Source organism: Agrobacterium sp. ST15.13.015, assembly GCF_027871645.1.
GTDB lineage: Bacteria > Pseudomonadota > Alphaproteobacteria > Rhizobiales > Rhizobiaceae > Agrobacterium > Agrobacterium leguminum.
In genome coordinates this window covers 13,678-29,467 of sequence record NZ_JAQAHF010000024.1, presented here as the reverse complement: position 1 = coordinate 29,467, position 15,790 = coordinate 13,678, and the positions used below count along the sequence as shown (strand labels likewise).

At 61.0% G+C, this 15,790-nt stretch carries 13 protein-coding genes and 1 riboswitch; of the genes, 4 read left to right on the top strand and 9 right to left on the bottom strand.

Features of this window, described 5'->3' with window-relative positions; genetic code table 11:
* Positions 1 to 8: 8 nt before the first annotated feature.
* The 5 genes from PIB16_RS24755 to PIB16_RS24735 all read right to left on the bottom strand — a co-directional run bounded on the left by PIB16_RS24755 (position 9) and on the right by PIB16_RS24735 (position 5,081).
* Positions 9 to 974, bottom strand: a complete 966-nt coding sequence (locus tag PIB16_RS24755) for an alpha/beta hydrolase family protein (RefSeq protein ID WP_271046526.1) — start codon at positions 972 to 974, stop codon at positions 9 to 11.
* Between the two features lie 99 nt (positions 975 to 1,073).
* On the bottom strand, positions 1,074 to 1,679 hold the full coding sequence (locus PIB16_RS24750) for an ABC-type transport auxiliary lipoprotein family protein (RefSeq protein WP_271046525.1): 606 nt from the start codon (positions 1,677 to 1,679) through the stop codon (positions 1,074 to 1,076).
* 15 nt (positions 1,680 to 1,694) lie between these two features.
* A complete protein-coding gene (locus tag PIB16_RS24745) occupies positions 1,695 to 3,065 on the bottom strand; it encodes an MlaD family protein (protein ID WP_065656140.1) in 1,371 nt (456 codons plus the stop codon).
* 8 nt (positions 3,066 to 3,073) lie between these two features.
* A complete protein-coding gene (locus tag PIB16_RS24740; protein ID WP_065656139.1) occupies positions 3,074 to 3,910 on the bottom strand; it encodes an ABC transporter ATP-binding protein in 837 nt (278 codons plus the stop codon).
* Positions 3,911 to 3,920: 10 nt separating this feature from the next.
* A complete protein-coding gene (locus tag PIB16_RS24735; protein WP_080856411.1) occupies positions 3,921 to 5,081 on the bottom strand; it encodes an ABC transporter permease in 1,161 nt (386 codons plus the stop codon).
* A 144-nt stretch (positions 5,082 to 5,225) separates the two neighbouring features.
* On the opposite strand from PIB16_RS24735, the gene dgcA reads away from it, so the two are divergent.
* The gene (gene dgcA / locus PIB16_RS24730) at positions 5,226 to 6,209 is read left to right on the top strand and encodes an N-acetyl-D-Glu racemase DgcA (RefSeq protein WP_271046524.1); all 984 of its coding nucleotides are present in this window, start codon (positions 5,226 to 5,228) and stop codon (positions 6,207 to 6,209) included.
* A 288-nt stretch (positions 6,210 to 6,497) separates the two neighbouring features.
* Here the strand turns inward: dgcA and PIB16_RS24725 are convergent, their stop codons facing one another.
* The gene (locus PIB16_RS24725; RefSeq protein WP_271046523.1) at positions 6,498 to 7,337 is read right to left on the bottom strand and encodes a UDP-2,3-diacylglucosamine diphosphatase; all 840 of its coding nucleotides are present in this window, start codon (positions 7,335 to 7,337) and stop codon (positions 6,498 to 6,500) included.
* 228 nt (positions 7,338 to 7,565) lie between these two features.
* Here PIB16_RS24725 and PIB16_RS24720 point away from each other — a divergent pair, with 228 nt between their 5' ends.
* Positions 7,566 to 9,881, top strand: coding sequence for an NADP-dependent malic enzyme (locus PIB16_RS24720; protein WP_078053050.1), 2,316 nt, complete (start codon positions 7,566 to 7,568; stop codon positions 9,879 to 9,881).
* A gap of 138 nt (positions 9,882 to 10,019) precedes the next feature.
* Positions 10,020 to 11,135, top strand: coding sequence for a DUF2865 domain-containing protein (locus PIB16_RS24715; protein WP_174044370.1), 1,116 nt, complete (start codon positions 10,020 to 10,022; stop codon positions 11,133 to 11,135).
* Positions 11,136 to 11,329: 194 nt separating this feature from the next.
* Here PIB16_RS24715 and bluB read toward each other — a convergent pair whose 3' ends face one another.
* Together bluB and PIB16_RS24705 are read right to left on the bottom strand one after the other, a co-directional pair.
* Positions 11,330 to 12,016 (bottom strand): 5,6-dimethylbenzimidazole synthase, encoded by a 687-nt coding sequence (bluB, locus tag PIB16_RS24710; protein WP_142846531.1) that lies wholly within the window; start codon positions 12,014 to 12,016, stop codon positions 11,330 to 11,332.
* Between the two features lie 77 nt (positions 12,017 to 12,093).
* Positions 12,094 to 12,276, bottom strand: a riboswitch (cobalamin riboswitch).
* 64 nt (positions 12,277 to 12,340) lie between these two features.
* Positions 12,341 to 13,171, bottom strand: coding sequence for a TolB family protein (locus tag PIB16_RS24705; RefSeq protein WP_271046522.1), 831 nt, complete (start codon positions 13,169 to 13,171; stop codon positions 12,341 to 12,343).
* A gap of 191 nt (positions 13,172 to 13,362) precedes the next feature.
* Here PIB16_RS24705 and PIB16_RS24700 point away from each other — a divergent pair, with 191 nt between their 5' ends.
* Positions 13,363 to 13,740, top strand: coding sequence for a glyoxalase superfamily protein (locus PIB16_RS24700; RefSeq protein ID WP_271046521.1), 378 nt, complete (start codon positions 13,363 to 13,365; stop codon positions 13,738 to 13,740).
* 244 nt (positions 13,741 to 13,984) lie between these two features.
* On the opposite strand, the gene PIB16_RS24695 is transcribed toward PIB16_RS24700, so the two are convergent.
* Positions 13,985 to 15,664, bottom strand: a complete 1,680-nt coding sequence (locus tag PIB16_RS24695) for an NAD+ synthase (RefSeq protein ID WP_125146645.1) — start codon at positions 15,662 to 15,664, stop codon at positions 13,985 to 13,987.
* Between the last annotated feature and the right edge of the window lie 126 nt (positions 15,665 to 15,790).

Sequence of the window (15,790 nt, the reverse complement as noted above, 5' to 3'; positions counted from 1 at the left end):
ACAGCGCCTCAGAGCAGCGACGCCTTGAAGAAGCTGACCACCTCGGCGTTGAAGCTGCGGTGAAACCCAGCCCGGTCGAAACCCGCCGCATCGCTGCAAATCTGGGGCACGGCCTTTTCCATCTCGGCGGGGCAAGGGGCGATAAAGGAAAAGTGCCCCGCCCCTTTTACCATCCGATAGTCCGGTTTCACCGACAGATCGTCGCGCAGCCTTGCAACATCCTGGGGCGCGACACCATCGCCGCCGCGTTCCGAACTCCAGAGTTGGACGGGGATCGTGATATTCTTCAGGTCGCCCGCGCCGGGAAAGGCATTCAACGGGTCGGCGGCAACCACAGCCTTCACACGCGCATCCTGACCGCCATGCTGCGGCAATGTCGTATTCTGCCGCATCTGCGTGCAAATCGGCGCCTGAGGGTCGGGACAGGGCAGCCCGGCATTGGCAAAATCAGGCGTGCCGCCGGCAAGCACCAGCGCGGTATAGCCGCCGCGCGAAAATCCGAAGACGCCGATCCGCCCGGCATCGATGGAACCGGCGTCGCTAAAACCTTCAAGCAGATGATCGAGCAACCGGGCAATATCCGACGGCCGGCCCGTCAGCGCGGAAAGCTCGCCCGCCTTCTTCATTTCAAGCGCATTGTCTCCGGGGTGATTGATAGCCGCAACAATGAAGCCGGCATCCGCCAGCGCCGCCGCCGTGTCCCGATGGCTGAAATAGGTGCCGCCAAAGCCATGGGAAATGACGACGAGCGGATACTTCCCTTCAGGAACAGGGCAATCACGCACGGCGGGCAAAAGGAAGGGACCGATCCTGACCTCTTCCGGCGCGGCCGCGCAGGGCGACCATACCGCAGCCTTCATGGCAGCTTTGCCGTTCGCGGCTGGAACGTCGATCAGCCGAAGACCGGCCGCCATGGCGGCGCCCGTTCCAGACAGGGCGGAAAACATAAGGCAAAGCAGCAGCAGAAATCGCATCGCCAACTCACGGATCGGGACCATTATGCACAGGCCGATCGGTGACCGGCGCTACGCGAACATAAAGCGGTTTCCTGTGGCGGCAATGACGCCGAACGCTTAAAGCGATTTCAGCGTCCAGGCCACGATATCGCGCGTGGCGGCGGCAAAAGCCTGATCCAGCGCCTTTACGAAATTGGCGTTGCCGGAACCGCTGACGCGGGCGCTGGCGCGGAACACCTCCTGCGCCTTCACCGTGCCGTTGCGGTCGTTCAGCAGCTTCACCGATATTTCGATATTGGCGATATTCCTCGCCGTATCGATTTCGAAGGCGCGAATATCGGTCACGACCTGATAGTCGATTGCCAGCCCCTGCCCCGGCCGGCCGACGCCGCCGAGCTTGCCGGTATCCTCAAAGGCTTCCACCAGCTTGGACTGTACCATGCGCGGCAGGCGGTCGCTCCATTGCGAATTGCCGAGATATTGCACCTCCGAGCCGGAAAGGCGCACCACGATGTTTTCGCTGTCGAGCGCCTTCAGGGCGGTCGGATCGGCAATCAGCAATTGCCGGTTTTTCAGCGATGGCCCCTGGGTAACCGCCGCCGAAGAGACGGAAAGATCGAAAGTGTCGTTCTTCGGCGCACCCGCGCAGCCGGCCATCAAGGCGGCAAGCAGCGGAGCCAGAATGAGGGCGCGTCGCTGACGGCCGTTCATCGATCGTGTCATTGGCCCATACCCCTCTTAGCGCCTTGTTCTGCCATCATATTGTTTCACGGTTTCGCCGCCGAAAATCAACCGCTGCGGATCGCGGTCGATATTGGTGATGGCATTGTTGAGATTGTCGACCGTAACCCGCGTACTGCCGATCAGCGCCTGGAAATCCTTCAGGCCCGAGCTGGAGAAACGCGTCAGATTGTCGGCAATCGGCCCGATACGGGCATTGAGATTGTCGGCCACCGCCTTGAAGGAGGTGAGCGTTTCGCGCGCCTTGGCAAACAGCGAATTGGCGTCATCGGTGCCGAGCATACCGTCCACCTTGGCGAGAATGCCGTCGACGCGGCTGGAGGCGAGGTTCAGCTTGCGGCCCATTTCGGTAAAGTCGGAAACCGCCTGGTCGATATCGGCACGGCGGGCACCGACATCGTCGGCGATGCGTTTGAAGTTCGCCACGGCATCGCGCGCATCGGCGGTCGCAGAGGAAACGTCATCAACCACGGTGCCCACCTTGGCGGGATCAACGGAGGCGAGAAGCTCATCCGCGCGCTTCACCACGGTCTGCACTTCCGTGCTCGCCGCCTCGAAGTTTTTCGCCGTGCTCTGTACCGTCTCCATGATGCCCTGAATATCGCTGGAGGCGGACGCCACATCCTTCGTCACCTTGTCGACATTCGACAGGATGGAATCGATCTTGCCGGCATCCACCGCCTTCACCAGATCCTCGATAGCGGTGAGCGTGCCATCGAGACGCACCGAGACCGACTGCACGGTGGTGGAAAGCGAGCTGAGGCTGGCGATGAAATTCTTGATGCCGTCGGAATTGGCCGCCAGCGCATCGGAGAATTTCTCGGCATTGCGCACCGTCTGCGTCAGCGGGCCGCGCGCATCCTGCACGAAACCCTGCAATTCGCCGATGGCGCCATCGGCGCGTTTCAGGATCTTGTCGGCGGTGGCGAGCAGGTTGGTAACGCTCGAAAGATCGGCTGTCAGCTCGGCCGGAACGCCGCTTTCGACAGCTTTCTGCAGAATGCGCTCGCCATCCTTGTTACCGCCGGAAAGCTCGATATAGGCAGCACCCGTCAGGCCCTGAATTTCAAGCACGGCGCGAGTGGACGGGAAAACCGGGGCATCGGCCTGCACTTCGGTAAAGGCGATGGAATAGGCCGGATCGTCGCGGTCGATCGCAAGCCCGCGCACGGTTCCGACCGGGATACCGTTGAAGCGCACGGGAGACCCGACGGAAAGACCGTTTGCGGAGCCGGGAATACGCACGACAAGCTGCGCCGTCGGGCCACCTCGGCCAAACTCGGCCATCCAGTAAACGAAGCCGAATGCGGCGGCGATCACGATCAGCGTGAAAATTCCGACTATGGTGTAGTTCGCCTTGGTTTCCATGCTTCTTGTTACTCCACCGGATTTTCGTGTCTGCCGTCCGGAAGAACGACAGAGCGGGCCCGTTTGCCGCGGAAATAGGACTGCACCCACGGGTCGTCGCAGGCAAACATGTCCTGCAATGTCCCTTCCACCAGCACTTTCTTCTGTCCCAGCACCGCAATGCGGTCACAGACGGAGAACAGGCTGTCGAGGTCGTGCGTCACCATATAGACGGTCAGGCCGAGCGAATCGCGCAAGCGCGCAATCAGCATATCAAATTCCGCCGCCCCGATGGGATCGAGGCCGGATGTCGGCTCATCGAGGAAGACGAGGTCGGGATCGAGCGACAGCGCCCGGGCAAGGGCCGCACGTTTGATCATGCCGCCGGAAAGCTCGGAAGGGTACTTGTCGCCCGCATCGGGCTTCAGCCCCACCATCTCGATCTTGAGGTAGGCAAGCTCGTCCATCAGCTTCTTCGGCAGGTCGAGATATTCCCGCATTGGCAGCTGGATGTTTTCCTTCACCGTCAGGCCGGAAAACAGTGCGCCCTGCTGGAACAGCACGCCAAGCCGCTGGTCGAGCATCATGCGGTCGTCTTCGCTCGCCTTGTCGTAATCGGTGCCGAGAATGCGGATAGCACCCGCCTGCCGTGGCAGCAGCCGCAAGATCGCGCGCATCAACACGGATTTGCCAGCGCCGGAGGGGCCGATGAAGCCCAGAATTTCACCGCGATAGACATCGAGGTCGAGATTTTCGAGCACGTTGCGGCCGTTAAAACCGACAGTCACGCCCTCGACGGAAAGCACCACCTCGCGTCCGTCTTTCCCGGTTCTTGTCTCATGCGGTTTCTGGTCCAGTTTCTCCAACGCGCCCTCCCTAAAAATCGATGGCTGCGTAGAAGATGGCGAAAAGACCATCCACCAGAATGACGACGAAGATCGACTTCACCACCGAGGAGGTGACGTGCTGGCCGAGCGATTCGGCCGAACCGCCCACCTTCATGCCTTCAACGGCCGCGACGATGCCAATGATGAGCGCCATGAACGGCGCCTTGATCATGCCGGCGGCAATGGTCGATTCCTCCACGGCACCATGCAGGCGCGACAGGAACACCTCGAAGGTTATGCCGGAATAGGCAAAGGCCACGATGGCCGCACCGAAAAGCGCTGCGAAATTGGCGAGAATGGTCAAAAGCGGCAGCGCGATGGTGAGCGCCACCAACCGCGGAAACACCAGCACGCCGACGGGGTTGAGGCCGATCACCTTCAGCGCGTCGATTTCCTCGCGCATCTTCATGGAGCCGATTTCGGCGGTGATGGCACTGCCGGAGCGGCCGGCGATCATGATCGCGGTCAGAAGCACACCGATTTCACGCAATTGCAGAATGCCGACCAGATCGACAACGAAGACTTCCGCACCGAAATAACGCAGCTGAAACGCACCCTGCTGGGCGATGATCGCACCAATCAGGAACGACATCAGCATGATGATCGGAACGGCGCGCACGCCCATATGGTCGATCTGGTTGACGATCGCCGCCGGCGAGACGCCGCGCCCGCGCCCGAGCTTCATCTGCGCGCCGCGCACGGCCGAGCCGAGAATATACATGCCCGCCAGGAAATCCGCGCCGTTCTGAATGACGGCCTTGCCGATGGGCGCAAAAATACGCTCGGCGAGCCCCACCTTCTTGGGCGCCTCGCCCTCCATCTCCACCTTTTCGGGCAACTGGCCGATGACCTCTTCGATACGGTCATTGCCCGTCACGGTGACGGTGGCGCCATTTGCCTCGAGGTCCTTGCGCAGGCGCTGGATGATCCATGCGCCCGTCGTATCGATGGCCTCGACGGAAGAAAGATCGATTTCCACCGGGCCGGCCGATTTGCTCTTTTCGAGCTTTTCAAGACTGGGGAAAACACCGGCGAGATTGCTGTTGCGCCAGGAACCGCTCATGACAAAACGCAAGCCGCCGCCGGAGACGCTATCGTCTTCGGTGATTGCGGCCGGGTTCGCCTGTTGCCGTGTGTCCTGTTCTTGCATAATGCTCCGAGCGAGTGCAGCCGTCACGAGATTCTTAAAGGTTTCATAACGTTTTGGCCTCCGGCAAGCCACAGTGACGGCCGACAATTCGTGATAAATTTGGCGTCATGTGTCTTTTGCCGCCCAATCGGAAGTGAAAAAAACATGCCCCGTTACCTTCAAGCCACAACGGAACGTTTTCCCGTCGCCGGCAGCTTCACCATTTCACGCGGCACCCGCACCCACGCGGATGTCGTAACGTGCACCATCCGCGATGGTTCCTTTACCGGTATCGGCGAATGTGTGCCCTATCCGCGTTATGGCGAAAGTATTGAAGGCGTCATTGCCGATATCGAGGCGATGGCGGAGCAGATCGCCGGCGGTGTGACACGGCAGGAACTGCAACAGGCGATGCAACCCGGCGCCGCCCGCAATGCGGTGGATTGCGCGCTGTGGGACCTCGAAGCCAAGATCACCGGCAAAACCGTTGCCGAGCGCATCGTTCGACAGGCGGCAAAGCCGCTCGTCACCGCTTACACCATCTCGCTTGCCGACCCCGAGACCATGGCCGCGAAAACGGCGGAAAACGCAGGCCGCACGCTGCTGAAGATCAAGACCGGCACGGCGGACGACGAAGCGCGTCTAAGGGCCGTGCGCGCCGCCGCACCCGAAGCGCGCATCATCATCGACGCCAATGAGGGCTGGAACGATTATAATATCGAATATTATCTGCGGCTTGCGGCAGAGCTGAAGATATCGCTGATCGAGCAGCCGCTACCCGCCGGCAAGGATGACATCCTCGCCCGCATCGACCATCCGGTGCTGATCTGCGCCGACGAAAGCGTGCATTCCACGAAGGACCTCGCCGCCCTGCGCGACCGTTACGATGCGATCAACATAAAGCTCGACAAGACCGGCGGCCTGACCGAAGCGCTTGTCATGAAGGCGGAAGCGGAACGGCTCGGCTTCACCATCATGGTCGGCTGCATGCTCGGCACCTCCCTCGGCATGGCGCCCGCCGTGCTGGCGGCGCAGGGCGCGGCCTTCGCCGATCTCGACGGACCGCTGCTGCTGGCGCAGGATCGTGAGCCGGGGCTGGTTTATGAGGGTTCGCTGGTTTATCCGGCACGGCCGGAATTGTGGGGGTAGAACTCTCGTTAAGGGTCCGCACTGGGTTCGTGTCGAGAGGCTGCGTTCGCACCATCTCGCCGGTGCCTAACCGGAAGGTTACTGGGAAGGCTCTAAAGCCTCACCTCCGTCATGCCGGACCTGATCCGGCATCCAGCCACGGCGTGTGCGCCGTGAGAAATAGGTCTTACGCGATCAAAGACTTGGTCGCACTGGATCCCGGCTCAGGGCCGGGATGACGGTATGCGGATGCCACAATTTTTGCCAAACACTTCGTTTACAGGTGAGCCTGCAACCAAACGCGCCGACTCAGGCCGCGTGCTTCCCGATCAGCCCTGGAATATCCACCGGCTCCATCTCGTCCGATGTGTGTTCGGCGGTAACGTCGCTCGTCTGCATCCAGGTGATCAGCTCGAAGCTGCCATCGGCATTTTCGGCAATCGCCGTGCAGCTTTCCACCCAGTCGCCGGTGTTGATGTAGCGGATGCCGTCCATGTCTTCCATGACAGCGTGGTGGATGTGCCCACAGATCACGCCGTCGACATTGTTGCGTCGCGCCTCGTCGGCCACCACGCGCTGGAATTCGCCGATGAAGTTGACCGCGTGTTTGACCTGCAGCTTGGCCCAGGCCGAGAACGACCAGTAAGGCAGGCCGATGCGGCGGCGCACGGCGGCGATGGCGATGTTGAGCGCAATTGCCGCGTCATAGGCCCAGTCGCCGAGATAGGCGAGCAGGCGGGCGTTGCGCACCACCACGTCGAACTCGTCGCCATGGATGATCAGGTACTTCTTGCCGTCGGCGGCCTCATGGATCATGCGCTCGGCCACTTCGATGCCGCCGAAATGCATGCCCGGAAATTCCCGCAGGAATTCATCGTGATTGCCGGGGATATAGACGATGCGCGTTCCCTTGCGGGCCTTGCGCAGGAGCTTCTGCACCACGTCGTTGCAGCCCTGCGGCCAGTACCAGCTGCGGCGCAGACGCCAGCCGTCGACGATGTCGCCGACGAGAATGATCGTTTCGGCCTCGTGATGTTTCAGGAAGTCGAGCAGATAATCCGTCTTGGCCGCCTTGGAGCCAAGATGGACATCCGAAATGAAAAGCGTTCTGAACTGTCTGGTTTCGATTTGACCGGCCACGGATTTCATCCCCCTGTTCGGTTGCGTCCCTGCGGCTTTCTTACCTCTCAGAACCAGACTCGTGTTTCAGCAACATGACAGACGCCGGTTTTTATAGGGAATATGACGAAAGCCTTCACGAAAACGCGAATAAGCCATGGCCGCATTTGCATAAGGTGCGGTCAAATAACGGCTGTACCACGGGGAAGTTTGTTGTATTCAGGGGTCCGGAATTGAACCAGACATGACGGTGGAAGAATGACCTCTCACGATAAGAACAACACGCCCGCCAACACGGCAAAGGCCGACATCGAGGAACAGGCGCTCTTTTTCCACCGCTATCCGCGCCCCGGCAAGCTGGAAATCCAGGCCACCAAACCGCTCGGCAACCAGCGCGATCTGGCGCTGGCATATTCGCCGGGTGTTGCCGCCCCCTGCCTCGCCATCCATGAAAATCCGGAAACGGCGGCGGAATATACCGCCCGCGCCAACCTCGTCGCCGTCATCTCCAACGGCACGGCGGTGCTCGGCCTCGGCAATATCGGCCCGCTCGCTTCCAAGCCGGTGATGGAAGGCAAGGCCGTCCTCTTCAAGAAATTCGCCGGCATCGACGTTTTCGATATCGAAATCGATGCGCCCGGCATCAACGACATGGTCTCCACCATCGCAGCGCTGGAGCCCACCTTCGGCGGCATCAACCTTGAGGACATCAAGGCGCCGGAATGTTTCGAGGTTGAGCGCCAGCTGCGCGAAAAGATGAACATCCCGGTCTTCCACGATGACCAGCACGGCACCGCGATCATCGTCGCCGCCGCCGTCACCAATGCGCTGGAACTCGCCGGAAAATCGCTCTCGAGCGTCAAGATCGTCGCCTCGGGCGCCGGTGCGGCAGCCCTTGCCTGCCTCAACCTGCTCGTTTCCATGGGCGCGAAGAAAGAAAACATCTGGGTCCACGACATTGAAGGCCTCGTTTACGATGGCCGCAACACGCTGATGGACGAGTGGAAAGAAGTTTACGCCCAGAAGACCGACAAGCGCGTTCTCTCCGAAACCATCGACGGCGCGGATGTCTTCCTCGGCCTTTCCGCCGCAGGCGTGCTGAAGCCGGAACTCTTGGAGCGCATGGCGGAGAACCCGCTGATCCTGGCGCTTGCCAACCCCAATCCGGAAATCATGCCGGAGGCGGCGCGTGCGGCCCGTCCGGATGCGATGATCTGCACCGGTCGTTCGGATTTCCCGAACCAGGTGAACAACGTTCTCTGCTTCCCCTATATCTTCCGCGGCGCGCTGGATTGCGGCGCAACCACGATCAACGAGGAAATGAAGATGGCCGCCGTGCAGGCCATCGCCGAACTCGCGCGTGAGGAAGTTTCAGAAGTGGCCGCAAAGGCCTATAGCGGCGAAACGCCGGTCTTCGGCCCGAACTACCTCATCCCCTCGCCCTTCGATCCGCGGCTCATCCTGCGCATTGCGCCAGCCGTTGCCCGCGCTGCGGCCGCAAGCGGTGTCGCCGCCCGGCCGATCACCGATTTCGAAGCCTATCTCGACCAGCTGAACCGTTTCGTCTGGCGTTCCGGCTTCATCATGAAACCGGTCTTCAATGCCGCGAAAGCCGCCGAAAAGAAGCGCATCATCTTTGCCGAAGGCGAAGACGAGCGCGTACTGCGCGCCGCCCAGGTGCTTCTGGAAGAAGGCACCGGCATCCCGATCCTCATCGGCCGTCCGCAGATCATCGAAACGCGCCTGAAGCGCTTCGGCCTGCGCATCCGCCCGCATACGGATTTCGCCGTGGTCAACCCGGAAGACGATCCGCGCTACCGCGACTATGTCGATGACTATTTCGCCCTTGTCGGCCGCGTCGGCATCAACCCGGAAGCAGCCCGCACCATCGTGCGCACCAACACGACCGTCATCGGCGCGCTGTCGGTGAAGCGCGGCGAAGCGGATGCGCTGATCTGCGGCCTCGAAGGCCGTTACGACCGCCACCTGCGCGACGTCAACCAGATCATCGGCAAGCAGGAAGGCGTGCGTTCCTTCGCGGGCCTCAGCCTGCTCATCACCCAGCAGGGTGCGCTGTTCCTCACCGATACTTTCGTGAATTACGACCCGACCTCCGAGGAAGTGGCGGAAATGGCCATTCTCGCGGCCAAGGAAATCCGCCGCTTCGGCATCACGCCGAAGATCGCCCTCGCCAGCCATTCCAATTTCGGCTCGCGCGATTCCGAAAGCGCCCGCAAGATGCGCCGCGCCCTGAAGATCGTGCAGGAGGCCGCACCGGAACTGGAAGTGGATGGCGAAATGCAGGGCGGCTCGGCCCTTTCGGAAGCGCTGCGCAAGCGCGCCATGCCGAACAGCGTGCTGACCGGCGAAGCGAACCTGCTGGTCTTCCCGAACCTCGATGCCGCCAACATCACGCTCGGCGTCACCCGCACCTTGACGGAAGGCCTGCATGTCGGCCCGATCCTGCTCGGCACGGCCCTGCCCGCCCATATCCTGTCGCCCAGCGTCACCTCGCGCGGCGTCGTCAACATGGCGGCGTTTGCCGTGGTGCAGGCCTCGCACCCTTCGGTGTGATGCTGCGGGCGCATTAACGTAATTTTGAACAGGCTGTTGCCGCATTGCGGCAACAGCTTATGTTATCTTCCCGAAACACGGATGTCGTGAAGTATAACGCCCCTGCCACCAGCCGGGGACATCGAACGGATCGAACAATTGACCCGCCGCAGCCGCATCATCGGCCTCCTGCTTCCCCTTGTTTTCCTCGCCCCGGCGGCCGCCTTCGCGGATCAGGTCTGCGATACGCTTTATGCGCAATTGCGCGAACCACCACGCGTCATCGGCAACACGGCAGAGGTGCGCCGTTATGCCAATGCGCTCGCCCGCCAGAACATCGTCATCCGCAAGATCAGGAACGACCTGCGCGGCTATGGCTGCTCATCCGGCAGCGTCATCGTCTATGGCAATCCCAATGCCGGTATCTGCGCCGAGATCGGCGATGCGCTGGCGGAAGCGGAAAGCGAGCGCGACGCCATCATCCGTGACCGCGACGACGCCATGGCGGCCGCGCGTGACAACGACGGCGACATCAGGCGTCAGCGCATCCTCGCCGCCCTCGATGCCAATGGCTGCAACACCCTGCCGCAAACGGAAACACAATTGCCTCCGCCTCCGGACGTGACGCGTTATCCCGACGCCTTTCGGCAGAATGGCCCGCAGAACGACGACGAGCCGGGACAGGCTGGGCTTTCGCCCTACCCCAACGCCGCCGCCGAGGGTGGGCTTCGCACACTCTGCGTGCGCACCTGCGACGGCTCGTTTTTCCCCATCGCGTCCAATGCCTCGCCGCTTGATTTCCGCGCCCAGGCGGAGCAGTGCGAGAAAATGTGTCCGGGCACCGAGACGGAGCTTTATTTCCATTCCATGACGGATCAGGAAACCGCCGACATGGTGTCTGCGGAAACAGGCAAGCCCTACAGGGACCTGCCAACCGCCTTCGCCTACAGGAACGCCACGGCAAAAGCGCCGGGCTGCGCCTGCAACATGGCCGCCTATCACAAGGAAATGCAAAAGCAGGAAGAGGCCGCCCGGCCGCAGCCCGAAAAACCCTATTCCGGCATCACCACCATTCCATCACCGCAAGGTGACAAGGCTGAGAAACCCACCGAACAGCGACAGGCCGCCAAGCCGCCGGAACAGCCCGTTCCCGAACGCGACTATGACCCCAACGACAGCCGCGTCCGCGTCATAGGCCCGAAATTCCTGCCCGACCAGACGGGCCGGATCGACCTGAAGAACCCGGCATTGAAGGGTATACAGCCGCAGCAGTGACATAAATCGCGGAGCGAGCAGGCGCCGCTTGTTTCTTCTCCCCGAGTGGGAGAACTCCGCGGCAGCGCGATGAGAGTGCGGCGTCAGCGATATTCGGAGAGCTTGCCCTCTCATCCGACCTTTCGGGCCACTTTCTCCCCGGCGGGGAGAAGAAACACACGGCAAGGCCCCGCCTTGTTCACAGGCCTCCGCTTCTAAACCCCGCCCCAGCGGTTACGAAACACCAGTTCCTCCAGCGGCACGCGCTGTCGCCAGCCCTTCACCGCCAGTTCCGGCTCGTTATAGAGCGCATCGACACGGCCGAGGCAAAGCCAGGCGACGATTTCGATATGGTCGGGAATATCGAGAATGGTGCGAATGTCGCTATCGTGGAAAATGCTCACCCAGCCGACGCCGATGCCTTCGGCGCGCGCCGCGAGCCAGAGATTCTGAATGGCGCAGACGGTGGAATAGACATCCGTGCGCGGATTATGGGTGCGGCCCAGCACCACCTTGCCGCCACGCGTCGGATCGCAGGTAACGCAGATGCTGAGCGGCGCCTTGCGGATGCCTTCAAGTTTGAGACTGCGATAAAGCGCCTGTTGCTCGCCCGTAAACATCGCCGCCGCCTCCTCATTGGCGCGGCTGAAGGCCACGAAGGCCGCCTGACGGATCGCGCCATCGGTGATGAGTGTGAAATTCCACGGCTGCATGAAACCGACCGAGGGCGCGGAATGAGCCGCCTTCAAAAGACGTTCCACCAGATCATCCGGCAGCGGGTCCGGCAGGAACTGGTCGCGCACGTCGCGACGGGTCTCGATGGCGCGGTAAATGGCCTCGCGTTCCTCACAGGAAAACGGGCGGGCGGGCGAGAGCGCATGATCGAACGAACTGGCTGGCATCGTCTATCCCCAACAATGCGAAGGCCGGGCGCAAATGCGCACCCCGCCTCGACAACAACCTGCCGCCGTCCGCGCGGTTCGGTCTACCCCGTCAGGCCGGTCTTCTGACTAGGCTTCATCCGCCCTTTTCGCCTTCCCGAATTGCTCCAGTGGCTTTAAAAAAAGAACGTCCGCCTCACAGCGCTGGGCACGTTCCGGTCTTTCACCGGATTCCCGATTCTCCCGCCGCAAGGGCAGGCACCTGACAGGCAAGCTATGGGCAAAAAAGTTTGCGAATGCAAGCATCCTGCCGGTGGTGCGGCAATGTGGCCCGCCTCACCCCCATTATTCCACCGGGAAATACCGGACATAAGCGAACTCATCCCCATCCGGTGACCAGTTGGGCGAATTCATCGTTCCCTGCCCGCCGAAAAGTTCGAATAGCGTCTCGGCATCGCCGCCATCCATATCCATCAGCCGCACCCGCACATCGAGATCGCGCGGATGGTCGAAAACGTCGCCGTCATAGGAAACGAACACCACCTTGTCTCCCTTCGGAGACGGGTGCGGAAACCAGTCGCCATAGGGACTGTCGGTAATGCGCTCGACGGCTGAACCATCCACCCGCACGCGCCAGATCTGCATTCGCCCGGTGCGGCTGGAATTGAAATAGATCCACTCACCGTCAGGCGAATAATCCGGCCCGTCATTACGGCCCTCGCCATGGGTCAGCCGCGTCTCGACGCCGCTTGTTATATCCATCGAATAGATATCGAAGACCTGATCGCGAATGCCGCAATAGGCAAAACCTTTCCCATCCGGCGACCAGCCATGCCAGTAAGAGGGAAGATTTTTCGTCATCAGCCGCGGCGCACCGCCCACCGAGGGCATGAGGTAGATGGCGCTCTTGCCAAATTCCACCTTGTCGGAAATGGCGTAAAGCGAACCATCCGGCGAAATGCCGTGATCGTTGTTGCAGAGCGTCGCAAAGCCGGTATCGACCTTTTCCGGCGAAACATCACCGGCAAGTGACAGGCGGTAAAGCAGCCCTTCGCTGTTCAGCAGCAGATATTTTCCATCCGGCGACCAGTTCGGCGCTTCAAAAAGATCAGGCGTCTGCCACACCACCCGCATCTGCCGGGTGCGGATGTTGAAGATTTCGATGGAGCTGCGCATTCTGCCTCCCGGGCGTGTCCGTGTCTCGTTCAAAGCGCCCGGCAATGCAGACATTCCGTTTGCATCCACCATCGCCTCGATTATGATCCTAGGGCGGCAGGCACCGTCCTGCAAATTCAAACCGGAAAAAACGCCAGCGCTCCGGCACCGTCCGTGACCCTTGCCGTTTCTCCTAAAACCGAGGTTCCGCGATGAATACCATCGCCGATCACGGCATCCGCTTCGGCCGGATCGCCGCAATGCTTCCTGTCAAAAATATCGAAAAAGCCCATGACTTTTATGTCGGTGTGCTGGGCTTCACAAAAACCTTCGAAAACGGCACTCCCGTCGGCTTCATGATTCTCAAACAGGGCAATGCCGAGCTGCACCTGACATTGCAGCCCACCCACAAGGCAGCGCCTTTCAATGTGGCGCATATGATGGTGAGCGATGTCAATGCGCTGCATGCGCTCTGCAAGAGTGAGGGCTTGCGCATCATCAAGGGCCTGCAAGACAAGGATTACGGTCTCAGGGCCTTTGTGTTTGAGGACCCGGATGGCAACCGCATCGATGTGGGGCAGGTTATTTGAGATCAGCGAACGGCGCGGGGATTTCTCCGCGCCGCTTGCTTAAACGCGAAGGTTATGGAACGAGCGAATGCCCCTTGTTTCTTCTCCCCGCCGGGGAGAAGTCCGCGGCAGCGAGATGAGGGGCAAGGGCAGTGAGTTACGGCAACGTTGCCCCCTCATCCGACCCGTCGGGCCACCTTCTCCCCGGGAGAAGAAACGAGCAGCAACGTCGGGCAAAACATCCGCTACCCGCGCCTTCCTTCAATCACCTATCCCGGAACCGATTGGTAATCGGATAACGCCGGTCACGCCCAAAGTTCTTCTTGGTGATCTTCACGCCCGGGGCCGATTGCCGGCGCTTGTATTCGGCGAGATAGAGCAGATGCTCCACCCGGTGCACCGTCGCCACATCATGGCCGCGAGCCAGAATTTCCTCAACCGACATTTCCTTCTCGACGAGGCATTCCAGAATATCGTCCAGCACCGGATAGGGCGGCAGCGAATCCTGGTCGGTCTGGTTGGGGCGCAATTCGGCCGATGGGGCCTTGGAAATGATATTGGCGGGGATCACCTCGCCCGAAGGGCCGAGCGCGCCGGGCGGCACATGGGCGTTGCGCCAGCTGGAAATGGCATAGACCTGCATCTTGTAGAGGTCCTTGATGGGGTTGAAACCGCCATTCATGTCGCCGTAGAGCGTCGCATAACCCACCGACATTTCCGACTTGTTGCCCGTCGTCACCACCATGGAGCCGAACTTGTTCGAGACGGCCATCAAAATGGTGCCGCGCGTGCGGCTCTGCAGGTTTTCCTCGGTAATGCCCTCTTCCGTGCCCTCGAAGAGATCGGAAAGCGCCGAGAGGAATCCTTCCACCGGCTCGACGATCGGCACAATATCGTAACGGCAGCCCAGCGCTTTCGCGCAATCGGCTGCGTCCTTCAGCGATTCCTCCGAAGTATAACGGTAAGGCAGCATGATGCAGCGCACCCGCTCCTCACCCAGCGCATCAACGGCAAGGGCGGCGCAGATCGCCGAATCGATGCCGCCGGAAAGGCCGAGAACCACGCTCTTGAAGCCGTTCTTGTTGACGTAATCGCGGAAGCCCAGCATGCAGGCGCGATAGTCCGCCTCCTCGCCTTCGGGAATCTTCGAGAAAGGTCCGCTATCGCAATGCCAGCCGTCTGCCGTGCGTTTCCAGTCGGTGACGGCAAGTGTTGCCTCGAACTGGCTCATCTGGAAAGCGAGCGTCTTATCGGCATTGAAGCCGAAGCTCGCGCCGTCGAACACCAGCTCGTCCTGCCCGCCCAGCTGGTTGGCGAAAACGAGCGGCAGGCCGCTTTCGATAACCTGCCGCAGCGCCACCTGATGGCGCACATCCAGCTTGCCGCGATAATAGGGCGAACCGTTCGGCACCAGCAGGATTTCCGCCCCGCTTTCGGCCAGCGTCTCGCAGACACCCATATCGTTCCAGATTTCCTCGCAGATCGGAATGCCGATCCTGACCCCGCGGAAATTATAGGGACCGGAAATCGAGCCCTCGGAGAAAACGCGTTTTTCGTCGAATTCGCCGTAATTCGGCAGGTCGATCTTGTCGCGCAGCGCGATGATCTTGCCGCCATCCAGAAGCGCCACGGAATTGTGCCGGCCCGTCTCACCCTGTCGCGGAAAACCGATAACGACGCCCGGACCGCCATCGGCGGTTTCCGCCGCCAGCTCTTCCACGGCTTTCAGGCATGCTTTCAGGAAAGCCGGCTTCAGCACCAGATCTTCCGGCGGATAGCCCGATATGAACAGCTCGGTCAGAAGCAGAAGATCGGCGCCCTGCGTCGCCGCATCTGCCCTTGCCTCGCGCGCCTTGGCGAGATTGCCCGCCACGTCGCCAACGGTGGGATTGAACTGCCCGACGGCAATCCGGAGATGGTTCTCTATATCGTGTCTGTCGCTCATGGCTTTTCAATACCGCGCCCGTGGCCGCTCCGCAACGCGGCAATTGCATGGCGGCGTCCGTTACGCTTCGTCCGCACGCGTTCACGCTAAGGTTATCGCCGCCCCGGCCAGACTCTTCAAAGTTCA